The sequence below is a fragment of the Bradyrhizobium sp. WSM3983 genome (genome assembly GCF_000473045.1).
Taxonomy (GTDB): domain Bacteria; phylum Pseudomonadota; class Alphaproteobacteria; order Rhizobiales; family Xanthobacteraceae; genus Bradyrhizobium.
Genome location: NZ_KI421490.1, coordinates 44,249 through 65,985, shown reverse-complemented (window position 1 = coordinate 65,985; position 21,737 = coordinate 44,249). Strand labels below are relative to the sequence as shown.

Here is a 21,737-nt window from a genome sequence, read left to right as displayed (position 1 = left end):
TGTTAATCCTCATTTTGCCCCCTGTGATGCAGACGACGACTTCCCGGCAGAGCCGTCGCGACTGCTGTGATCAGCGTGTTTGACCGATGTGGAATACATCGGCATCAGCACGCGGAAGGTGGTCTTGCGCGGCTGAGACTCGCATTCGATGATGCCCCCGTGATCGCCGATGATCTTGGCGACCAGCGCGAGACCGAGGCCAGAGCCGGTCTGCTTCGTGGTCACGAAGGGGTCGAACAGATTGGGCAGAAGATCGTCGGGCACGCCTGGTCCATTGTCCCTCACGCAGAATTCGAGCGGCAGGGATACCCGGGATTTTTGACCGGGGACTGACAGGCGCACGCCGGGGCGGAACGCGGTGGTGAGCTGGATCTCGCCGTCGGGGACGTCGATCAGCGCTTCGGCGGCGTTCTTCACCAGATTGAGGAACACCTGGATCAGCTGGTCCTGGTTCGCCAGCACCGGCGGCAGCGAGGGATCATAGTCCTCGATGAAGCGGATGTTGCGGGCAAAGCCCGACTGCGCCAGCCGCTTCACGTGATCCAACACCGAATGGATGTTGACGGGGCCGCGCACCACGGGCCGCTCGTCGCCGAACACCTCCATGCGGTCGACCAGCGTGACGATGCGGTCGGCCTCGTCGCAGATCAGGCGAGTCAGCATGCGGTCTTCGGAGGAGGCCTGCTGTTCCAGCAATTGTGCCGCGCCGCGGATGCCGGAGAGCGGATTCTTGATCTCGTGCGCCAGCATCGCGGCGAGCGCAATCACCGAGCGCGCGGCGCTGCGATGGGTGAGCTGCCGGTCCATCTTGTCGGCGATGGAGCGCTCCTGGAGCATCACCACGATGTGGCCGGGCCGCTCGGTCAGCGGCGCGACATGCAGATCGACCTGGCGGTCGCCGCCCATGCGCGGCGTGCCCAGATCGACCTTGTATTCGTTGACCGGCGAGTTCGACGAGCGGACCTGGTCGATCAGCGCCAGCAAGGGACTGCCGAACGGCACCAGCTCCTTCAGCGACTGCCGTTTCAGGAACTGTGTCGAGATATCGAAGAACGCCTCGGTCGCGATGTTGGCGCCGACGATCTTGCCATCCGGCCCGATCATCAGCACGGGATTGGGCAAGGCATCCAGGATCGCGTCGCTGTCGGACGGAAGCGGCCGGCGATGGTCAGCAACTGAGCTCATGCAGCAGCGCTCCATGCGAAGTCGTCGAAGGCATCTTGCAGTGACTGGTGGACCAGGTTCGGATCTTCCGAGGTGAGGATCTTCTGACGCCAGACTTTCAGCGTCTCGACCGACGCGCCGCTCGCATCGGCTGCGACATCGAGCGCCCAGCCGAGATGTTTGCGCGCATGCTTGAGGCCGACACGCAGGCCGTAGAGCGCGCAGACGCCCTCATAGAGCGTGCGGACATAATGAAGCTGGGTACCGAGCGACGGCGTGGCTTCCACCGCTCCGCCGTTCAGGCGGCGGCCGATCTCTCCGGGCAGCCAGGGCTGGCCTTGTGCGCCACGGCCGATCATCACGGCATCGGCGCCGGAGGCCTCGAGCGCCGTGAGCGCCTTCTCGTAAGTGGTGATGTCGCCGTTGACGACGAGCGGAATGGAGATGGCTTCGCGCACCGCGCGGATCGCATCCCAATCGGCCTCACCCTTGTAGAACTGGCAGCGAGTGCGGCCATGGACAGTGACGAGCTTGATTCCGGCGGCCTCGGCGCGACGCGCCAGCTCGGGCGCGTTGCGAGTGCGGTCGTCCCAACCGAGCCGCATCTTCAGCGTCACCGGAACCTTCACGGCGGCAATGGTCGCCTCGATCAGGCTGACGGCATGATCGAGATCGCGCATCAGGGCCGAGCCCGACTGGCCGCCGGTGACGTGGCGGGCCGGACAGCCCATATTGATATCGATGATGTCGGCGCCCTCGGCTTCGGCGATCCTGGCGCCTTCGGCCATCCAATGCGCCTCGCAGCCGGCGAGCTGGACGACGTGCGGCCCGACCCCGGTCGCTTCGCAGCGCAACCGCGACATGCGGTGGCCGTTCGCGAGTTCATCGCTGGCCGTCATTTCGGAGACGACCAGACCTGCCCCTAGTTCGGCGGCGAGCCGGCGGACGGGTGAGTCCGTCACTCCCGACATCGGTGCCAGGAAGACCGGGGTAGCGATTTCAATATCGCCTATTTTCAAAGGCTTAGAACCTGATCCTGCCGAGCCGGTCACAATGGTCTCGTTGAGTGGACAGGGCCTCATCGCGCCTGCCATAGCCAATCTTGCGCACAATTCTTGTGCAGTCAAGCGCCATGCCTACAGTTTAGACAGTTCTGCAAATCTTTCAAGTGCAGTGCAGCAAAATGCTGAATCCTACAATCCGGGGAAACCCCCTTTTTTTGCGGGCCTGCCGTGCTAGAGGCATGCCGGCAATCGCCCCACGCCCGACGCATCCCTTAACAGTTCAATATTTGAGTCCTATGGCGAAATCACAGCGCACTGCAGTCGTTCTTGTCGCGGCCGGACGTGGCCTGCGCGCGGGCGCCGGCGGTCCGAAGCAATATCGTGAGATCGGCGGCGTACCCGTGATCTACCGCGCCATGGAAGCCTTCAGCACCCACGCCGACGTGCTCGCGGTGCAGCCGGTGGTGAACCCCGACGACAGCGCCATGTTCACGGCAGCGGTCGCAGGCCTGAAGCACGAGGCGCCGACCAATGGCGGCGCGACGCGCCAGGCCTCGGTGCTTGCCGGTCTCGAAGCGCTCGCCAGGCACAAGCCCGACATCGTCCTGATCCACGACGCCGCGCGTCCCTTCGTCTCGGCCGGCGTGATCTCGCGTGCGATCGAGGCGGCAAGCCGCACCGGTGCTGCAATCCCCGTCGTCCCCGTCACCGACACCATCAAGGTCACCGGCGCGGACGGCAATGTCGAGGACACGCCGGACCGCGCCCGTTTGCGAATCGCGCAGACGCCGCAATCCTTTCGTTTCGACGTCATCCTCGAAGCGCATCGTCGCGCGGCCAAGGACGGAAGAAGCGATTTCACCGATGATGCCGCGATCGCCGAATGGTCAGGATTGACGGTTGCGACCTTTGAAGGCGATGTTGCCAATATGAAGCTCACAACTCCCGAAGATTTCGTGCGCGAGGAATCGCGCCTGGCGAGCCTGCTCGGCGACATCAGGACCGGCACGGGCTATGACGTGCATGCCTTCGGCGAAGGCGACCATCTCATGCTCTGCGGCGTGCGCGTGCCGCACACGAAAGGCTTCCTGGCTCATTCCGATGGCGATGTCGGCCTGCATGCGCTGGTTGACGCGATCCTTGGCGCGTTGGCCGACGGTGACATCGGCTCGCACTTCCCGCCGAGCGACGCGAAGTGGAAGGGCGCCTCCTCCGACCAGTTTTTGCAATACGCCATCGAGCGCGTCACGGCGCGCGGCGGCCGCATCGCCAATCTCGAGGTCACGATGATCTGCGAGCGGCCGAAGATCGGCCCCTTGCGCGACACCATGCGCGCGCGTATCGCCGAAATCTCCGGCGTCGATATCTCCCGCGTTGCGGTGAAGGCGACGACCAGCGAGAGGCTCGGCTTCACCGGCCGCGAGGAGGGCATCGCGGCCACCGCGAGCGCTACCATCCGTCTCCCCTGGAGCGTCTAGGTCATGGCCGGCAGCGACGCACGTGCCCTCTCCCGCTCGCTGCTCGACCTCTGCCGGATGCGCAAGCTGACGATCGCGACCGCTGAATCCTGCACCGGGGGCCTTGTCGCTGGCGCGCTGACTGATATTCCCGGCTCGTCTGATGTCATCGATCGCGGCTTCGTCACCTATTCCAACGACGCCAAGCGCGCGATGCTGGGGGTCGAGGCCAGCACACTCACGAATTTCGGCGCCGTCAGCAAGGAGACCGCGACCGCGATGGCGGTCGGCGCGCTGGAGCGTGCCGATGTCGATCTCGCGGTCGCCATCACCGGCATTGCCGGCCCCGGTGGCGCCACGCCCGGCAAGCCGGTCGGCCTCGTGCATTTCGCCGTTGCCGCGCGCGATGGCCGCATCGTCCATCGCGAGCAGCGATTTGGCGCGATCGGCCGCACCGCGGTGCGTCAGCGCTCGGTGGTCGAGGCGCTGCGTATGCTGATGGAGCTCGCCCGCGGCCCGCAGGCCGCGGCCAAGCCGCGCCGCGCTACAGCCGCAACGAGGCTTCGTCCGCGCGTCACCCGCTCGCCGCGGCGGCACGCCGTGAAGCGCAGACCGTCACGGTCGCCGCGGGGGTGAACTGCCCCGGATCCAGGGCGAGCCAAGCGCCACCGGAACACCCAGCGGCAGAAGTCTCACATCTCGCGGCGCTCGAACGCACGACTGTTTCGCTCGCCCGATCGGTGCATGACGGGGAGTTTCTGCTCGATCGCCTTCGCGAGCACCGTCCCTGTGGTTCGTCCGAGCTCCTTCGCGATCATCGTGATCGACTTGGTGCCCGCGAGCTTCCTGAGCCTCGTAAGATCTTCCTCGCTCCACGATTGCTTCCAGCGCGCCATGTCTCCCAGTCCACTAGAAAAGCCCCGTGCCCGACTCGGATTGTAGTCGAATACGCAGGGGAACAACGTGCCCAAGGTGTGCCGTTGGCGACAAGGGGCGTTCCGTCAGTACCCGGCGTTCTGGCACAGACTGCACTTGTCACGGCCAGGAGCGCTGCGCTTGAATTGAGAGTCTGCGCCAGACCACGAACCGCGCTCGTCGGCCACCATGGCTTGTGTCGCCCGACGGGAAAAACACCCAGCCGGTAGGGCGAAGCAAGCTGTGAGGATGCGTATCTGTGTCTGCGAGTTGAGATGCGCGTTATTGGAAGGGAGATGTTGCCTCGCACTCCGTCATTGCGAGCGCAGCGAAGCAATCCAGAATCCCTCGGCCGAAAGATTCTGGATTGCTTCGTCGCAAGAGCTCCTCGCAACGACCGGAGAGAGAGTGTGCCTAACCGTAAAGTCTACGACGACGCCAGCTTCGGCCGGCCATAGATCGCATCGGCCCGTTTCTCGAACGCAGTAGAGAACCGCGCGAATGCGGCGTCGAACATCGAGCCCATCAGCATCGCCAGCATGCGGCTCTTGAACTCATAGGCGAGGAAGAAACCGACATCGCAGAAGTCACTGCCATCCTGTTGGCCTTTAGGCTCGAACGTCCAGCGGTTTTCGAGATTACTGAACGGACCTTGCAGATATTCGACCAGGATTTTCAGATTGGCGCGATCGAGCGTCACGCGGCTGGTGAAGGATTCCTTGACCAGCTTGAACGACACCGTCATGTCGGCGACCAGCACCTCGGTCCCGTCGGGCTTGGCCATGCGCTGACGGATCTTCAGGGCGCTGCACAGCGGCACGAATTCCGGATAGCGCTCGACGTCGGCGACCAGATCAAACATCCTGGATGCGCTGTGATTGACACGGCGCTTGCTCGAAAATTTGGGCATAGCGGTTCAGCGAGCGTTAGCTGCCCGCGCAGCCTTCAGTCTCGCAAAGTCCTCGCCGGCATGATGCGACGAACGGGTGAGCGGGCTCGCCGACACCATGAGGAAGCCCTTGGTGTAGGCGACCTTTTCGTAAGAACTGAACTCGTCCGGCGGCACATAGCGCATCACCGCGTGATGCTTGCGGGTCGGCTGGAGATATTGGCCGATGGTCAGGAAATCGACGTCGGCGGAGCGCAGATCGTCCATCACCTGCTGCACCTCGTGGCGCTCCTCGCCGAGGCCGACCATGATGCCGGACTTGGTGAAGATGGTAGGGTCGAGCTCCTTGACCCGCTGCAGCAGCCGGATCGAGTGGAAATAGCGCGCGCCGGGCCGCACCGTCAGATAGCGCGACGGCACGGTCTCGAGATTGTGGTTGAACACGTCGGGCCGCGCCGCGATGACGACCTCGAGTGCCCCCTCCTTGCGCAGGAAGTCGGGCGTCAGGATCTCGATCGTGGTCGAGGGACAGGCGGCGCGGATCGCGCTGATGGTCTGAGCAAAGTGCTCGGCGCCACCATCGGCAAGATCGTCGCGGTCGACGGAAGTGATGACGACATGGGCCAAGCCAAGCTTGGCGACGGCCTCGGCGACATTCTGCGGTTCGGCCGCATCCAGCGCGTTCGGCATGCCGGTCTTGACGTTGCAGAAGGCGCAGGCCCGGGTGCAGGTGTCACCCATGATCATGAAGGTCGCGTGCTTCTTGTCCCAGCACTCGCCGATATTCGGGCAGCCCGCCTCCTCGCACACCGTGTGCAGGCCGTTGGCGCGCACGATGTTGCGGGTGTCGGCATAGCCGCGGGTATTGGGCGCGCGCACGCGAATCCAGTCCGGCTTCGGCGGCGAAGCGGAATCGGGGCGATTCACCTTTTCGGGGTGGCGCGGGCGCAACGGGTTCGTGATGGTATCGACAATAACGACCATGATCTGTCCGGTCTGTTCAGGTCCTACCTAGTCGGTCTGGCTGTCTGCCGCAACCCGGCTCGCGCCGCTTCAGGGAACATGGCAGATATGGGCAATATCCTGCTCAGTTCTCAGGCGATTCTCCCTCGAATGGCTTCAGTCTCGAAGACTTCCACACCGCGGCTCGGCAAAGCCCTGAAGCGCGCCTTTTTCGCGCGCAGCGTCCGCGAGGTCGCGCGCGACCTGATCGGTGCGACCATGCTGGTCGACGGCGTCGGCGGGATCATCGTCGAGGTCGAGGCCTATCATCATACCGAGCCGGCGGCGCATTCCTACAACGGGCCCACGCCGCGGAACCAGATCATGTTCGGCCCACCCGGCTTTGCCTATGTCTACCGCTCCTACGGCATCCACTGGTGCGTCAACTTCGTCTGCGAGGAGGAAGGCTCGGCGGCCGCCGTGCTGATCCGCGCACTGGAGCCGACGCACGGTTTGGCAGCGATGCGTCGTCGCCGCCATCTCCCGGACATGCACGCACTGTGCTCGGGCCCGGGCAAGCTGACGGAGGCGCTCGGGATCACCGTCGCGCACAATGCGCTGCCCCTGGACCGGCCACCGATCGCGCTGCATGCACGGACGGAGGATGTCGAGGTGGCAACGGGCATCCGGATCGGAATCACCAAGGCTGTCGAGCTGCCCTGGCGCTATGGCGTCAGGGGCTCCAAATTCCTCAGCAAGCCGTTTCCGAAATAGGGCTAGAGCCATTTCCGTTCCGATGGAATCGGAACGGGGCTCTTGATTTTTCGATTGACGCGTTTTCTTTACGCGAACCGGTATCCCCTTCGCTTGAAAACGCTCTACGACGCCTGCTTCAGCCGCTCGAGCGCCTCGAGCAGCTTGGCCTTCCGAGCCAGCGCCGCCTCGCGCTTTTCGCGCTCCTCCTCGACGACCTCTTCGGCCGCGTTGGCGACGAATTTCTCGTTCGCGAGCTTCGACTCGGCGCGCCTGATGTCGGCGTCAGCCTTCGCGATCTCCTTGTCGAGACGCGCGCGCTCGGCCGCAACGTCGACCACGCCCTTCAACGGCAGCGCAGCCACCTCGCCGCGGACGAGCAGCTGAACCGCACCGTCAGGCGCACGATCGGCGAAAGAGATGTCAGAGAGCCGCGCCATGCGCTTGATGACATCGGTCCAGCGCGGAGCGCGCTCCCTGGTCTCGGCCGACGCGCCGGCGAGCACCAGCGCCGTCAGCGTGGCCGGTGGGATGTTCATCTCGGCGCGCACCGAGCGAATCTGCGTGACCAAGTCGATCACCCAACCGATCTCGGCCTCCGCCTTTGGATCGCTGAAGTCGGCATGGTCGAAGAACGGCATCACGAACGCAGGCGAGAGCAGCGGATCGGTCGGTCCGGCCGCAGCGGCAAGCATCGCGAGCTGCTCCGGCGTCGGACCGGCCGGCTTCAGCGGCCATGGCGCCAGCGCGAGCAGGCCGTCGCGCTTGGCCGTCACCTCCCACAGCTCCTCTGTGATGAAGGGCATGAAGGGGTGCAGCAGCTTCAAGATCTCGTCGCGCGCCCAGGCGACCATCGCGCGGGTCTCGTCCTTGAGCGGGCCGTCTGCGCCAAGGAGCGCAGGCTTTGCGAGTTCGACGTACCAGTCGCAATAGATATTCAAGACGAACCGATACATCGCACTCGCAGCTTCGTTGAAGCTGTGAGCTTCAAGTGCCTCGGTCACCTCGCGAGTGGCTTCCGCGGCCTTGTGCGCGATCCAGCGATTCAGCGGCTCTTTGGCCTTCGCTGGCTCGAAACCTTCCGGCACGACGCAATCGTTCATCTCCGCGAAGCGGCAGGAATTCCAGAGCTTGGTCGCGAAATTGCGATTGATTTCGACAAGCTGCGACGAAAGCTTGATGTCATGCGTGTGGGCCGCCTCGCGTGCCAGCGCAAAGCGAAGAGCGTCAGCGCCGTACTCGTCGATCAGGTTGAGTGGATCGATGACGTTGCCTTTCGACTTCGACATCTTGGCGCCCTTCTCGTCACGGACAAGGCGGTGGATGTAGACCGTCGAGAACGGCGCCTCCTTCATGAAGTGAAGGCCCATCATCATCATGCGGGCGACCCAGAAGAAGATGATGTCCCAGCCCGTGACCAGCACATTGGTCGGATAGTAGCGCTTCACCTCGGGGGCGTCTTCGGGCCAGCCGAGCGTCGAGAACGGCCACAGCGCCGAGGAGAACCAGGTGTCGAGCACGTCCTCATCGCGGGTGATGAAGCCTTCGCGCTTGTTGCGGTCGAGCGCCATCTCGCGGCCCTGCTCGACCGTGATCACTTCCTGCTCGACGTAATAGCCGAGCGCGTGGCTGACGGCCTCCTCCTCGGTCTCGGCGACGAACACCTTGCCGTCAGGGCCGTACCAGGCCGGGATCTGATGGCCCCACCAGAGCTGGCGCGAGATGCACCAGGGCTGGATGTTCTCCATCCACTCGAAATAGGTCTTTTCCCAGTTCTTTGGCACGAAGGTCGTTTCGCCCGAACGCACAGCCGCAATCGCGGGCTTTGCGAGCGTCTTGGCGTCCACGTACCATTGGTCGGTCAGATACGGCTCGATCACGCTGTTGGAGCGATCGCCGTGCGGCACCATGTGGGTGTGCGGCTCGATCCGCTCGACGAAGCCGAACGACTCCAGCCGCTCGACGATGCGCTTGCGCGCCGCGAAGCGGTCGACCTTGTTGAACTCCTCGGCGAACTGGGAGGCGCCTTCCGGCAGGCCGCGCAGATAATCCTCGTTGTCGAGCAGATCGAGGCAGCCTTCCTTGTCGAGCACGCTGATGCGGCGCAGGCCGTGGCGATTGCCGACCTCGAAATCGTTGAAGTCGTGCGCCGGCGTCACCTTCACCGCGCCCGAGCCCTTTTCCGGATCGGAGTATTCGTCGGCGACGATCTTAATCTTGCGGCCGACCAGCGGCAGGATCACGTTCTTGCCGACCAGCTTCTGGTAGCGCTCGTCCTCGGGATGCACGGCAACCCCGGTGTCGCCGAGCATGGTCTCCGGGCGCGTCGTGGCGACCACGATGAAGGTCGTGGAATCCTCGGGATTGAACGTTTTGCCTTCGATCGGATAGCGCAGATACCAGAGGCGGCCCTTCACCTCGGCCTGCTGCACTTCGAGATCGGAGATCGCGGTCAAGAGCTTGGTGTCCCAGTTCACCAGCCGCTTGTCCTTGTAGATCAGACCGTCACGGTGCAGTTCGACGAACACCTTGACCACGGCCTTCGACAGGCCCTCGTCCATGGTGAAGCGTTCGCGCGACCAGTCGCAGGAGGCGCCGAGGCGCTTGAGCTGGTTGATGATGGTGTCGCCGCTTTCGGCCTTCCACTGCCAGACCCGCTCCAGAAACGTCTCGCGGCCCATCTCACGGCGGGCGGGCTGCTGGCGCTCCATCAGCTGGCGCTCGACCACCATCTGGGTGGCGATGCCGGCATGGTCGGTACCGGGCTGCCACAGCACGTCGCGGCCGCGCATGCGCTCGAACCGGCACAGGATGTCCTGCAGCGTGTTGTTGAGGGCATGGCCCATGTGGAGCGAGCCCGTCACGTTCGGCGGCGGGATCACGATTGTGAAGGGCACGGCGTCGCGCCGGTCGGGACGGCCGGCCTTGAAGGCAAGGCTGTCCTCCCAAACGACGGACATGCGGGCTTCGATATCGGCGGGCTGGTAGTTTTTCTCGATCATGGGGCTGCTAGAAAGCCGCGTGCGGGGTTCAAGTCAACGGAAAGCTCAGCGGCAAAAGGGCTTTCCGGCCCGACCGACAGGTCAAGTATGACACGGGAGCAGGGCTTTATCGGGGCCGAGCGGCCGGGTTCACCGGCCTCCGCGCGAGACCCGCTCGATTTCGGCCTTCACGATGCGTTCGACGAGGCCCGGCAGATTGTCGTCGAGCCAGGATTTCAGCATCGGACGCAGCATCTCCTTGACCAGATCCTCCAGCGTCCGCGCATTGCTGCTGAGCACCGTGTGGGCCAGGGAGTTGAAGGCGGATTCGACCGCCGAGACCGTCGACTGGGCCAGCATCGGCTGCTGCGGCGGCAGCGGGGGAGCGTCGAAGTCCACCGGCGCATAGGACCGCGAAGGTGTCGGACGGGGCGGCGGCGCTTCGGCGAATTCGAGGTCGTCGCGCGGCTCGACCCTGCGGAAGCTCGGCGGCGGCGGCGCCGGTGTCGGCTCCGGGTCCATCGCCATCTCGTCGGTCAATTCGAGCACGTCGGGTTCGGGCTCAAGCTCGGGCTCAGGTTCCGGAGTACGGACCTCGGGCGCAGCCGTAGCCGTGTCGAGCCCCGCCAGCAGCGCGTCGATATCGTCCTGGTTGTTGGGGCCGGCATCCGCGGCCGGCGCGGGAGGCGGCGGCGGAGCGGGCCTCGCGGCGGGCGGTGGCGCGGGCTTTTCAGCAACAGGCTTTGCAGGCGCGACCTTGGATGGGGGAATGTCGTTCATGGCCTGCGGCTTTGGTGCGGGCGCGGCGGGCGCCGGTGCTGGCTTGGCAGCCTCTGCCGGCGGCGGCTTGGCCTCGTCGTCGGCAATGATGCGCCGGATCGAGGCCAGAATCTCCTCCATGGAGGGTTCTGTGACCTTTGCAGGCTGCGTCATCTCCGACTCCACATCATCAACGCCCTCGCATGCGTTGTTTTACACCAAGCACGACAGGATTGGCCGGTTCCGGATGTGTGCCCCGACATTTTCGTCGCGACAGCCAGACTTGTCCCCAGATCACGACTCAACGTGAGGCGGCGCGCCCCTGCCCCGTCACTCAAGCATTACGCATGCAACACTGGATGCGGGGCGAATCGACCCGCAGCTTCTTGGCAAGGCTATGTCAGGGATTTTGATGATTGCAAGCAAAGCACCGGTCGGCCTTGGCAGTTTGCAAGGCCGACCGGAGGATTACGGGACTTAGCGTCCGTCAGGCGTGCGCACGCCGGCCCAGCTGTCGCGCACCTGCTGGTAATGCACGCTCGGATCGTAGACCGTGGTGTTGAGGCCGAGCACCTGCGGGGCAAGGCGCCCAACTGCGCTGAGCACGGAATAGGATGCGACCACGCGGTCGTGCTGCGCAGTGACGAGCGCGACACGCGCGTTGACCAGTGCCTGCTGCGCGTTGAGCACGTCGAGCGTGGTGCGCTGTCCGGCCTTGGCCTCTTCGCGCACGCCGTTCAGCGCGATCTCGGACGCCGTGACCTGAGCCTGCGCCGACTGCACCTGCGCCTTGCCGGCTTCAAGCTGGCCCCAGGCCTGCACGACGTTGGCGCGGGTCTGATCGCGGGTGGTTTCGAGATTCAGGCGCTGCTGCGCCAGATTCTCTTTCGACTGGCGGATCAGCGCATATTCCGCGCCGCCCTGATAGATCGGTATGGAGGCCGTCGCGAGGGCGGAAGCGGAATTTGTTCGGAAGACCTGCAGGGTCTGTTGGTACGCCGTGCTGACGGCAGCCTGCAGGGAGACCGTCGGCAGCAGCGCGCCTTCGTTGATCTTGACCTGGAGAAAGTTGACGTCGATGCCGTACATCGAAGCCGTAACGTTGGGGTTCTCGACCAGGCTGAGATTGACCGCCGAGGCGATCGTCCGAGGCAGGAAGCGATCGACCGGCGAGCCCGGAGCGAGGTTCGTCGGCTCGTTCCCGATGATCCGGCGGAAGTTCGAGCGCGTCGTCGTGAGATTCGATTCGGCCGTCAGCGCTTGGGTCCTGCCGGCAGCGAGTTGTGCTTCAGACTGCGCGACGTCGGTGCGCGTGACCTCGCCGACATTAAAGCGGTCGCGCGTTTGCTTGAGCGTTTGTTCGAGCACGCGCACGTTGCTGCGTTGAACTTCGAGAGTTGCCGCATCCCGCAGGTAGTCCATGTAGCTCGTGGCAGCCTGCAACAGCACCGTCTGCTCGAGCACGCGCAACGCTTCGCGGGCCCCAGAGACCTGACTCTCTGCCGCACGCGTCCTGTTGGCGGTCTGATTGCCGTTGTAGAGCGTCTGGGTGACGGTCAGGCTGGCACTGTTGGGCTGAAGGGGAGGATCGCTATGGAACGGCTGGCCCTTCTGCACCTGTTGGATGTCCTGATATTGATAGCCGGTGCTGAGGTTGACGCCGACCTTGGGGCGATAGCCCGACAGCGCCTGCGGTACGTTCTCATCGGTCGAGCGCACCTGGGCGCGCTGTGCGTTGAGCTGCGGATTGTTCTGATAGGCGCGCACCAGCGCAGCCTCGATCGTATCCGCCAATGCAGGCGTCGGCCCGGCAAGCGCCGCCAGGAGGACCGAAACCGCTGCTCCGGTGAAGAACTTCACCCCATGCATCCTTGAAAATCCGTTCATTCTCACGTCAGGCTCGTGCCCGCGAGCCTGGGTACCGTATCCAAGTGGAGTCGTTGCCCCGCAGCAACATAGGACGCGGTTGAGCGCGACGGAACTACCTCTGGGTAGTTCTCAGCGGAAACTCTTTACGTGCAGCATCCCGGCCACACTTCTGATTCAGAACGGGATTTTAACGGGGTTTCGGCGGTCAGAAGACGAAGGCAGCGGCCCGTTCCAGCCCGGGAAGTACCGGGGCGGCGGCGTCGAAGAGCGGCCGATGGCCGAATTCGCCGTGGGACCGGGTCACGATCATGGCCCGCGACGGCCGGGATTCGGCCGAGACCCCCACTAGGCGTCCCCCCTCTTTGAGCTGGCCGAACAGCTCGTCAGGCGTCACCTCAGTGGCGCCGTTGAGGATGATCACGTCATAGGGCGCGGCAGCCGGATCGCCCTCGGCACTGGCGGCAGCCTTGCAGGTCACGTTGCTGAGCCCGATTGCGGCGAAGGCGTCCTTGGCTTTCGCAGCCAGAGCCGAATCGCTCTCCGTTGCCGTGACCTGGCGCGCAAGCTTCGCGGTCAGCGCGGCGAGGTAGCCGGTGGCGCAGCCGACGACCAGCACGTTGTCGCCTTCGCCAATCTCGGCTGCCTGGAGCAGCTTGCCGATCAGCTGCGGCTTGATCAGGAAGCGCTTGGCGCCGCCCTCGCTCACATCGAGATCGAGGTCGAGATAGGCCAGCGCCTGCCGGCTCGCCGGCACGAAGGCCTCGCGGGGAACCGTGAGCATGGCATCGAGAATGCGGCGATCGGTGACGTCATTGGTGCGCACCTGGCCATCGACCATTTTTTGGCGCGCGGTCGAGAAACCGGACATTTGCGGACCCTGCAAGGCGGACAATGCCGCGGACGAAAGTTGGCGGCATATTTGGAGCAGGCTCCGCGAAAACGCAACACGTCCGTTCGCCGGTGAACCAACGGCGACGCAACGCAGGTATCGGGGGCGAGATGGCCTATTCGATCGTGACGGCAAGCCGGCCGATCAGGGCCGCCACTTCGTCCAGCCGTGCCGAATCGGGGGTCTCGACGGCGCGCGCCAGACAGGCCAGGCATTCGTCGTCGCTGAGCTCGGGAATATGGGCCGGCAGAATCGAGGGGGCCAGGTGGGCGCGGTCGATCTGGATGTCGGGCATGGGAATCAGCTCCGTAAGAGTCCGGCCCGATCAAGCTCGATTTGAATTAAGTCGATTTAGCGCCGCTGCTGCACACGTCCGCTTGAACGCGATTCTGCCGGATTGGCGCGTAACGACTCTGAGAAACTGATCGAGCAACATTGTGCGTCGCATTAGCGAACGCCGAGAAATCATTGAAAATGAAGCGGAATTTGGCTCCCCGGGCTGGATTCGAACCAGCGACCATCCGATTAACAGTCGGATGCTCTACCGCTGAGCTACCGAGGAAAAGGGCGAACCAGTCGTTCGCGCGCGGCTGCGTATAACAAAGCCGGTTGCGCTTGCAAAGGACGAATTCGCCATCACTCGCAAAGCATCGAGGAAGGGCGGCCCTCCCTTGAAGAATTCGTCCGGAGCAAGATCGAGAGGTCGACACGCCCTCGATCCGCGCTCCGGCTCGTTGCGTGACGCGAGACGCGCAACGAGCCAGTTCATATCGATTCGAACTCTCCGCAGCAATGAACCGCCATTCATAGATCGGCCGAGTTTGTTTTCTCCGGCGCGGTCACAGCCGCCGGTGCGCCTGCGGCTCCGTTGGCCTTGCCGGTGACGGCGCCGACCAGCGCCTTCACGGGATCATCGCCCGGCGCAAAACCGCTCTGGCGCAGGATCTCGTCGATCATCGGACGCAGCGCGTGCACCTTGAGGAGCTCACCGGCGAGCCCCTCGCCGAAGCCGACATTGCCTCCCCCGGCGCCGTTGCCGCCAAATGCGCCACCGGTATGCAGGATGCGAACGTCCTTGAGATTGCCGATCGGTCTGACCATCTCGGCCAGCGCCAAGGGCATGGTTTCGATCCGCTTCTTGGCGATCTCGAAATCGATGACATTGGCGCCGAGCTTGTTCTGCGCCTCGTTTTTCAGGGTGATGACGGCGGCTTCGGCCTCACCGATGTTCCTGACGCCGACGGCCTTGATCTTGTTGGACTCGGCTTCGGCCGTGGCCAATGTCTTGACGGCCTCGGCGCGGTCGAGCGACGCCTTCTTCTCGGCTTCGGCCGCGACGATCAACTCGGTTGATTTGCGCTCCGCTTCCGTGCGGGCGGCGAGCACCTGGGTAAGACGGGCGCGGTCGGCGACCTCGACGGCGCGTGCGGTCACCACCTTTTCCTCCGCCGAGACGGCGAGCGCTTCGGCCGTCTTGGCTTCGGCGACGGCTTCCGACGTCGTCTTGCTTTTGGCTGCGATCTGGATTTCGTTCTCCTGGGTCGCGATCTGGATCTCGCGCTGGGCGTCGGTCTTGCGCTTGTTGATCGCCAGGTCGGATTCGATCACCGCGGTTTCCTTGACCTGCTTGGCGCCGGCTTCTTTCTCGGCCACCGCTCGATCGGTATCGATGCGGGCATTCTCCTCGGTCAAGCGCGCAGTCTGTGTCGCGGTTGCGACCTCGGCGCGGGTGCTCGCGGTCTTGTTCGCGATGTCACGCTCCTGGGATAGCTCCGCTTCCTTCTTGGTCCGCTCGATGGTCAGGGTCTGCTGCCGCGCCTCGAGGTCCTTCTGCGCGATCGCCACCTCGTTGTCGCGCACGATCGAGTTGCGGTCGCGCCGGCGGGTCTCTGTGACGGTTTTCAGCTGGGTGAGACCTTCGGCATCGAAGAAGTTCTCAGGGTTGAAGAATTTGACGTCGGTCTGGTCGAGCTTTGTGAGCGACACGGATTCAAGCTCCAGCCCGTTGGATTTCACGTCGGATTCGACGGTCGCCTGCACGTGCTTGACAAAATCGCTGCGCTTTTCCTGCAGCTCCAGAATGGACATGGTGGCCGCCACCGACCGCAGACCGTCGACGAATTTGGCCTCGACCTGGTTACGCAGGGCTTCGGCGTCATTGGTCAGCGCACCCAGCGTCTGGCTCGCAAGCGCAATGCTCTCATCATCGGGGCGGACACGCACGTAGAACTCCGCAACGATGTCGACGCGCAGGCGGTCCTTGGTGATCAGGGATTCCCGCTCCTTGCGTTCGACGGTGAGCCGCAGCGTCTTCAAATTGACGCTGGCATAGGAGTGGAAGATCGGCAGGATCATGGCGCCGCCGTCGAGCACGACCTTCTTGCCACCGAGGCCGGTGCGCACGAAGGCCTCGTCGCGCGTGGCCCGCTTGTAGAGAATTGTGAAGATAATGCCCAAAACGACGATCAGCGCGACGCCGATCATGGCCGGGACTGCGATGTCGAACATGACTTTCTCCAATAATGACTTAACTGCTGCTTAGAGTGGGTTTGGTCGGTTTCAGTTCATCGTCAGCCCTGACCGCGACGAAACGTGTGTCGACGCGATCGACCAGGAGCACCAGGGTTCCTTGCGGCAACGGCGATGACGAAGGCGCCGCAACCGCCTGGACGAAGTGCCTGTTGCCGTGGATATCGGCGACGCTGACGCGGCCGGGCGGCCCCTGGTCGAGCGGGCCGACGACGACCTCACCGACGCGACCGACGAGATCGCCAAGGCTGACCGCGTAGCTCTCGTCCTTGGGAATGATCCGCGCGATGCCGCGGCTCGCGGCACGGACCAGCGGGACCGAGACGGCGACCGCCGCGAGCGAGGCGATTGAGGCCGGCAAAGGGCCGGCCGCCATCCGCGCGACGTCCTGGATCAGGAAGCCGGTGATCGAGAAGGCGCCGAGCGCCAGGAGCAGGAAGATCAGCAGCGGCACGCCGCCGACATTGATCCAGGAGATGGCGTTGATCATGCCATTGTCGCTGGGATGGCTGAAATCGATGCTGGTGCCGAGCATCTCGCTCAGCGAGGCCCCGACCAGCATCGTGGCGACTTCGAGTGTGCCGACGATGAGGATCATGGCCGCCGCGATCGCAAACGGCCTGACCTCGGGCGACATGACGTGTTCGAGCAATGCGCTCATGACACGAACCTCAGGAGCGCGACTTCAACCGCGCCAGCCTCGCCGCAATCTCCTTGTCGCGATGCAACGCGCTGAGCTCGTCGATGTCGCTCGAATACGGGATGCCCGGCGGTACGCCGGTGGCGCGCGCCACCGCCTTGCCCGCACGCAGCGCCTTCGCCGCCGCGGACGTGCCGCCACGTTTGCGGGACGAATTCGAGGCCTGGTGGCTCGCTGCGGCCTCGCTCTTTTCGAGATCGACACGGCGCTGTTCGGCATCCTGGAGCGCTGAGAGCACCGCGCGCAGCGAGGTGACGCATTGCTCGATCTTCTCGTTGTTCTCGTCGATGGCGCGGGACAGCACCTCGAACTGCGCCTCCATATCCATCTGCCGCGCGATGCCGGCGCGGGCGAGATCATCGCGCCCATCGGCGATCGCACCCTCGATCTTTGGTATGAGATCGGTCATCTCGCGCTCGATCTCGGTGCGGCGCGCATTGAGGCGGTATTCCTCGGCGCGCGCGGCCGCGAGCGCATCGCGCGCCTCGCTCTCCGCGCGCTCGATCTCGCGGATGGCCTGGCCAACCACTTTCAGCTTGTTGTTGCCCTCGGCCTGCTCGATCGCGTCATAGGCAATGCCGGCGATCAGACGTCCGACCCGGGACAGGAAATTTTCGGGAGCGGCAGCGATGGTATCCATAGCATTCTCCTCCTCTGGCAGATTGTTCGGCGTGACGCCGTAGTGAACCTCGAAACCGTCGTCGGTGCGGATCAAGTGCGCGGGCACGCTCTGCCCCCAGCCCTCCGCGTAGCCGACGTAGTCGAAGGGCACGCTGAAGCGCCCCTGCACGGTTGAAATCGAAATGGTGGCCGGGCCCTTGATCTTGGCGAGCTTGTCGTCGAGCGGCAGGCGGCGTCCCTGGGCAGCGCGATAGTCGGCGCGGTCGCGCAGGCCCAGCGTCACCAGCCGCGACGGCAGCGCGGTCTGTTTGCGGATCTGCTCATAGGCATGGGCATGCAGCAGGACCACATTGGAGCCCACATTATGGGTCCGCGCGACCTCGTCGAGGATCTCCATCATGCGGTCATAAGCCCCAAACGTCGCCTCCATCGCAGCCTTGGCGGCCGGGTCAGGGGCTAGCCTGTAACGCAGCGCCGAGGGCGCATGTCGGGACGACGGGCTCATGGAAAGCACTAAAGCACCATTTTAGTGCTTTACAAGGGGAAGTTCGATCACGTTCCACTGTCCTGATGCACTCTATGGGTTAGTCGCTGTCGCCCTGGGCCGCGTTCAAGGCGGAGCCATCACCTTTAGATCACCGCGGATCAAGACTTTTTGCACGCGCGGGTTGCAATTTAACACGAAATGCGAGCTCTCGTGTCCCGGACGCGCTGCAGCGTTCTTACGCTGCCGCGCAGAGCCGGGACCCAGGAAGCCGCCCAGCTCGGCGTCGCATGGGCCCCTGCTCTGCAACGCACCGCTGAAGAAGCGCTGCGCTGCGTCCGGGGCACGAGACCGACGATTGACACGCCCCTCGTACCTCGCCGTCATTGCGACGGAGTAAGCCAGACACAGAGCCGCATCCTCGCGGCAGTTTCGCCCGAGCTTTGCATCCTCACGCCGCCCTCCATTGTCAGAGGGCGCAGGGAAGACCGGGTGCTGGCTGGCACCCGCGGTCCACTGTGCGATGGTTGCGCTACAAGAGGCTGCACAGCGGCATACAGGTGAAGCCGAGACATCCGGCCTTCCCTGCGCAGTGGTTTGACGGCTTATGTCGCGCTCCCCGGGGAGCGATGCCCTATTGCCCCCGTCGTCTCGCAGATGACCGATACGAGGGCCCGGTNCCGGGTGCTGGCTGGCACCCGCGGTCCACTGTGCGATGGTTGCGCTACAAGAGGCTGCACAGCGGCATACAGGTGAAGCCAAACATCCGGCCTTCCCTGCGCAGTGGTTTGACGGCTTATGTCGTGCTCTCCTCGGGGAGCGATGCACTATTGCCCCCGTCGTCTCGCAGATTGACTGATACGAGGGCCCGGTCGAGCCACACGCATCACCACGAGCCTTGACGCACAGACCCCGGGCGTCAGGACCACACGATTTCGCCGTACGCAGATCACACCGGTCGTGCGCGCGTCGGCTCTCGCTCACGGTTGACCGCCCTGCGAAACCAATCGCGCCGATGCAGTCGGCGTCCACCACGGCTCATCCCACGTTCGTGACGATCGCGATACGCCCCTCTGACCGGGATGAGGTGACACACAAATACGCAAAAGCCGAATTTCTGTAAAGGCGAATATTTTCGCAGGCGCGGGTTGACCCTGCGGTTGGGTGTTTTGCCCGACGGGCAGCGCAAGGTATTGCGGCATCATCGGTGCGTAGGGCGGATTAGCCGAAGGCGTAATCCGCCGTGTCTGTCACCGCGAAGAGAGGTGCGGCGGATTACGCTTCGCTAATCCGCCCTACGAAGCTCGGCAGATTAATCAGGTGATCAACAGCTTGTCCGCAGCATATCCACAGCGCTGCCGGGCGAATTTGCGCCAGCACTGCGAAGCACTTGCTGCGCACAAATCCACAGGGGGCGGCTCAGCCGCCGGCCTGGTCGAACACGGTGCGGCAAGCCTCGCTCAAGCTTGAGCGGTTACGGCGCAGGCAGGCCGTGATGGCGCGGACGTTGGGGATTTCGCCGGCGCAGAGCCAATAGACGTCGGGCGTGCAGGCCCGGCGCTGCTCCGGCGTGCCCTGCTGCGCCTGGGCGGCGCTGGCAAACAGCGTCAGGAACAGCCCGACCGTCGAGGCGCGCCGGGCCCGGCTCCTCACACCCGCAAACCGCAAGAACCGCGCCTTCATGACCAGTCTCCTGTCTGCCCTGCTCGCCCGGCCCGCGTTGGCCGGCGTGTGCAAAGAGGTAGGAGGAATAAATCGCGCCGGATGTGACCTCTTTCACACTGGCCGCTACCTGGGGATCCCTAGAGTTCCACCGGGATTCTCTGGGGATCTTTCAGGAATCGCTAACCAAACGGATCTCGATCGGCCGATCGTTAAAATGCGAACAATCAGGTCAATCGGGAAACAAACCGGCTTTGCGACAGTGCGCCATCCGCGTTCCGGAGGGTGTGATGAGCGAAGCCGAATTCAACTTGCTGCTGGATACCGTCCGCGACGCCATGATGCATGACAATTTCGCGCCCGCGCCGGAGGAGGAATTCGTGCCCCGCTCGTGGAGCTTTGACGCGACGCCCAAGGCTGCGAATGACAATGAGGGTGCTTGGCCCCTGCTGCCGTTTCCGGACGGCTGGTACGCCGCCTGCTGAGACCTCTCAGCCAGACTTGACGTCGCGCGACGGCCCGCGGGGTTGCCTAAACCGCTGATCCCCTATATTGCTCCGCCCTCGTTGAGGCCACGTGGCGGAGTGGTTACGCAACGGTCTGCAAAACCGTGTACACCAGTTCAATTCTGGTCGTGGCCTCCATCACAACTCCCTGATATCTTAGGATAAAAGCGACCCACGCGCCGACTCCGCCGCGCCTGCGGAGTTCGCCTGTGCGATGCGCAGCCACCGGGTGTGCCCGGGGCGGGTTGCAAGCCCCCGATTCAGGTCACGTGGCATAACCTTCGCATCAGCTGGGTGATGCAGAAGCGAGCGCTGGAGAGCACGTGGGCGAGATCGTCCGATTGATCCCGAAATCAGAGCTGGAACGGGCTCGCCTCATTCGCGAGGCGCGCGCGATCTATGACAGCATCTTCCCGCCGTCCGCCCCCGACCAGAGGCCGCAGGACGACGAGGACAGCGTCAAGAACTAGCCGCGGGGCTCAAGCCTTCTTGCCACGGCGGAAATCGCGACGCCGGCCTTTCGGCGCCGGCTTTGGCGCCAGTTCCGGCATCTCGGCCTGAACCTCGCGGTAGCGCGTCAACAGCCGTTCAAAACACGCATTCAGCGTCTCGGCGATGTCGGGGCGCCGCTCCAGGCCGGCCAGCAGCGTCGCTGCGGCCTCGATGGTCGACAGTCCATCCTTGCGCGGCTCGCGGCGCAGGCGGCCGTAGCGCGAGGGGTGTGCCGGGTTGAGGATGACGCGTTGGCACTTCAACATCCAGGGATTGCGCCACCACAGCGCTTTGGCCTGGCTCCACGTGCCGTCGAGCAGCACCACGCCTTCGAGCTTGCCGAGGATGGCACGCTGGTTCTCCGCGACCTCGCCCTTGCGGTTGAGGGCGACGATCTCGCCCTCCACGTCGAGGTCGGCAGCGCGAGCCGAGCCGAGGTACAGCACGGCCCAGTGCGAAGCGTTCTCGACCTGCTGGCCCAGCGCCTTGGACAGGCTCGGCCAGGACAGGCCGACCCGCAGCGTCGCATCGGCAAAATGTTTGGCAAGCAGCCGCGCGGTGCCAAGCGCCCTGTCCTGCTCCTGCGGATGCTGGAGGATCAGGAGTCCCAGCCGGCTCTTGATCGGCGTGACACTGTCGCAGATGCACAGCGGCATCGGTTTCTGGCAGTGCGCGCATTCGGGGATCGGCTCGGCTACTGCGGCCGTGGTTTCAGCTGGGTTCGACATGCCGCCGCTATACGCTCGAAGCGGCGCTGCAACAACCTATTCCGCCGGCGCCGCCAGCGCGCGCGGCTCGGACCGCCGGCGCAGGCGGTCGATCAAGAGGTAGATCACGGGCGTGGTGTAGAGCGTCAGGATCTGCGAGACGAACAGGCCGCCGATGATGGTGATGCCGAGCGGGCGCCGCAGCTCGGTGCCCGGTCCGGTCGCGACCACCAGCGGAATGCCGGCGAACAGCGCCGCCATGGTCGTCATCAGGATCGGGCGGAAGCGCGCCTGGCAGGCCTCGAAGATGGCTTCGGCCGACGACAGGCCGCGCTGACGCTCGGCATCGAGCGCGAAGTCGACCATCATGATGCCGTTCTTCTTGACGATGCCGATCAGCAGGATGATGCCGAC

At 64.3% G+C, this 21,737-nt stretch carries 21 protein-coding genes and 2 tRNA genes; 6 read left to right on the top strand and 17 right to left on the bottom strand.

The window, feature by feature from the left end:
* Nucleotides 1–9 precede the first annotated feature (9 nt).
* Both YUA_RS0142395 and dusB read right to left on the bottom strand, forming a co-directional pair.
* Nucleotides 10–1,185: a nitrogen regulation protein NR(II) gene (locus tag YUA_RS0142395; protein WP_027536079.1), complete on the bottom strand. Its 1,176-nt coding sequence runs from the start codon at nucleotides 1,183–1,185 to the stop codon at nucleotides 10–12.
* Entirely contained in the window at nucleotides 1,182–2,183 is a 1,002-nt protein-coding gene (dusB, locus tag YUA_RS0142390; RefSeq protein ID WP_084293274.1) for a tRNA dihydrouridine synthase DusB, read from the bottom strand. The genes YUA_RS0142395 and dusB overlap by 4 nt, the downstream gene beginning before the upstream one ends.
* Nucleotides 2,184–2,464: 281 nt before the next feature.
* On the opposite strand from dusB, the gene YUA_RS0142385 reads away from it, so the two are divergent.
* Nucleotides 2,465–3,646 (top strand): bifunctional 2-C-methyl-D-erythritol 4-phosphate cytidylyltransferase/2-C-methyl-D-erythritol 2,4-cyclodiphosphate synthase, encoded by a 1,182-nt coding sequence (locus YUA_RS0142385; RefSeq protein ID WP_027536077.1) that lies wholly within the window; start codon nucleotides 2,465–2,467, stop codon nucleotides 3,644–3,646.
* Nucleotides 3,647–3,649: 3 nt separating this feature from the next.
* Nucleotides 3,650–4,261 carry a CinA family protein gene (locus YUA_RS0142380; protein WP_027536076.1) on the top strand — a complete coding sequence of 204 codons (612 nt, stop codon included), beginning with the start codon at nucleotides 3,650–3,652 and terminating at the stop codon, nucleotides 4,259–4,261.
* Nucleotides 4,262–4,317: 56 nt separating this feature from the next.
* Here the strand turns inward: YUA_RS0142380 and YUA_RS0142375 are convergent, their stop codons facing one another.
* The 3 genes from YUA_RS0142375 to lipA all read right to left on the bottom strand — a co-directional run bounded on the left by YUA_RS0142375 (nucleotide 4,318) and on the right by lipA (nucleotide 6,413).
* Nucleotides 4,318–4,521 (bottom strand): hypothetical protein, encoded by a 204-nt coding sequence (locus YUA_RS0142375; protein WP_027536075.1) that lies wholly within the window; start codon nucleotides 4,519–4,521, stop codon nucleotides 4,318–4,320.
* A 446-nt stretch (nucleotides 4,522–4,967) separates the two neighbouring features.
* The gene (locus tag YUA_RS0142370) at nucleotides 4,968–5,450 is read right to left on the bottom strand and encodes a type II toxin-antitoxin system RatA family toxin (RefSeq protein WP_027536074.1); all 483 of its coding nucleotides are present in this window, start codon (nucleotides 5,448–5,450) and stop codon (nucleotides 4,968–4,970) included.
* 6 nt (nucleotides 5,451–5,456) lie between these two features.
* Complete coding sequence (gene lipA / locus YUA_RS0142365) at nucleotides 5,457–6,413, bottom strand: lipoyl synthase (protein ID WP_027536073.1); 957 nt, start codon at nucleotides 6,411–6,413, stop codon at nucleotides 5,457–5,459.
* Between the two features lie 129 nt (nucleotides 6,414–6,542).
* Here lipA and YUA_RS0142360 point away from each other — a divergent pair, with 129 nt between their 5' ends.
* A complete protein-coding gene (locus tag YUA_RS0142360) occupies nucleotides 6,543–7,145 on the top strand; it encodes a DNA-3-methyladenine glycosylase (RefSeq protein WP_027536072.1) in 603 nt (200 codons plus the stop codon).
* 104 nt (nucleotides 7,146–7,249) lie between these two features.
* On the opposite strand, the gene YUA_RS0142355 is transcribed toward YUA_RS0142360, so the two are convergent.
* The 10 genes from YUA_RS0142355 to YUA_RS0142310 form a co-directional block, all read right to left on the bottom strand.
* Complete coding sequence (locus YUA_RS0142355; RefSeq protein ID WP_027536071.1) at nucleotides 7,250–10,126, bottom strand: valine--tRNA ligase; 2,877 nt, start codon at nucleotides 10,124–10,126, stop codon at nucleotides 7,250–7,252.
* Nucleotides 10,127–10,255: 129 nt separating this feature from the next.
* Nucleotides 10,256–11,038: a PopZ family protein gene (locus tag YUA_RS0142350; protein ID WP_027536070.1), complete on the bottom strand. Its 783-nt coding sequence runs from the start codon at nucleotides 11,036–11,038 to the stop codon at nucleotides 10,256–10,258.
* Nucleotides 11,039–11,341: 303 nt separating this feature from the next.
* Nucleotides 11,342–12,733 carry a TolC family outer membrane protein gene (locus YUA_RS0142345; RefSeq protein ID WP_027536069.1) on the bottom strand — a complete coding sequence of 464 codons (1,392 nt, stop codon included), beginning with the start codon at nucleotides 12,731–12,733 and terminating at the stop codon, nucleotides 11,342–11,344.
* 205 nt (nucleotides 12,734–12,938) lie between these two features.
* Nucleotides 12,939–13,601 carry a protein-L-isoaspartate O-methyltransferase gene (locus YUA_RS0142340; RefSeq protein ID WP_027536068.1) on the bottom strand — a complete coding sequence of 221 codons (663 nt, stop codon included), beginning with the start codon at nucleotides 13,599–13,601 and terminating at the stop codon, nucleotides 12,939–12,941.
* A gap of 136 nt (nucleotides 13,602–13,737) precedes the next feature.
* Nucleotides 13,738–13,917, bottom strand: a complete 180-nt coding sequence (locus tag YUA_RS0142335; protein WP_027536067.1) for a hypothetical protein — start codon at nucleotides 13,915–13,917, stop codon at nucleotides 13,738–13,740.
* A 192-nt stretch (nucleotides 13,918–14,109) separates the two neighbouring features.
* Nucleotides 14,110–14,184: transfer RNA gene (locus YUA_RS0142330), tRNA-Asn, on the bottom strand.
* A gap of 242 nt (nucleotides 14,185–14,426) precedes the next feature.
* A complete protein-coding gene (locus tag YUA_RS0142325; RefSeq protein WP_027536066.1) occupies nucleotides 14,427–16,130 on the bottom strand; it encodes a flotillin family protein in 1,704 nt (567 codons plus the stop codon).
* A gap of 19 nt (nucleotides 16,131–16,149) precedes the next feature.
* Nucleotides 16,150–16,812 (bottom strand): OB-fold-containig protein, encoded by a 663-nt coding sequence (locus YUA_RS0142320; RefSeq protein ID WP_027536065.1) that lies wholly within the window; start codon nucleotides 16,810–16,812, stop codon nucleotides 16,150–16,152.
* 10 nt (nucleotides 16,813–16,822) lie between these two features.
* Nucleotides 16,823–17,986 (bottom strand): PspA/IM30 family protein, encoded by a 1,164-nt coding sequence (locus tag YUA_RS0142315; RefSeq protein WP_027536064.1) that lies wholly within the window; start codon nucleotides 17,984–17,986, stop codon nucleotides 16,823–16,825.
* Between the two features lie 1,389 nt (nucleotides 17,987–19,375).
* A complete protein-coding gene (locus tag YUA_RS0142310) occupies nucleotides 19,376–19,639 on the bottom strand; it encodes a hypothetical protein (RefSeq protein WP_027536063.1) in 264 nt (87 codons plus the stop codon).
* A 269-nt stretch (nucleotides 19,640–19,908) separates the two neighbouring features.
* On the opposite strand from YUA_RS0142310, the gene YUA_RS51445 reads away from it, so the two are divergent.
* The 3 genes from YUA_RS51445 (at nucleotide 19,909) to YUA_RS51440 (ending at nucleotide 20,594) form a co-directional block, all read left to right on the top strand.
* Nucleotides 19,909–20,103, top strand: a complete 195-nt coding sequence (locus YUA_RS51445) for a hypothetical protein (protein ID WP_027536062.1) — start codon at nucleotides 19,909–19,911, stop codon at nucleotides 20,101–20,103.
* Between the two features lie 85 nt (nucleotides 20,104–20,188).
* Nucleotides 20,189–20,262, top strand: a tRNA-Cys gene (locus YUA_RS0142300).
* Nucleotides 20,263–20,447: 185 nt separating this feature from the next.
* Entirely contained in the window at nucleotides 20,448–20,594 is a 147-nt protein-coding gene (locus YUA_RS51440) for a hypothetical protein (protein ID WP_198029602.1), read from the top strand.
* A gap of 9 nt (nucleotides 20,595–20,603) precedes the next feature.
* Here YUA_RS51440 and YUA_RS0142290 read toward each other — a convergent pair whose 3' ends face one another.
* Nucleotides 20,604–21,344, bottom strand: a complete 741-nt coding sequence (locus tag YUA_RS0142290) for a tRNA-uridine aminocarboxypropyltransferase (RefSeq protein WP_027536061.1) — start codon at nucleotides 21,342–21,344, stop codon at nucleotides 20,604–20,606.
* Nucleotides 21,345–21,380: 36 nt separating this feature from the next.
* Nucleotides 21,381–21,737: efflux RND transporter permease subunit (locus YUA_RS0142285; protein WP_027536060.1), on the bottom strand; the 357-nt coding region annotated here is incomplete at its 5' end.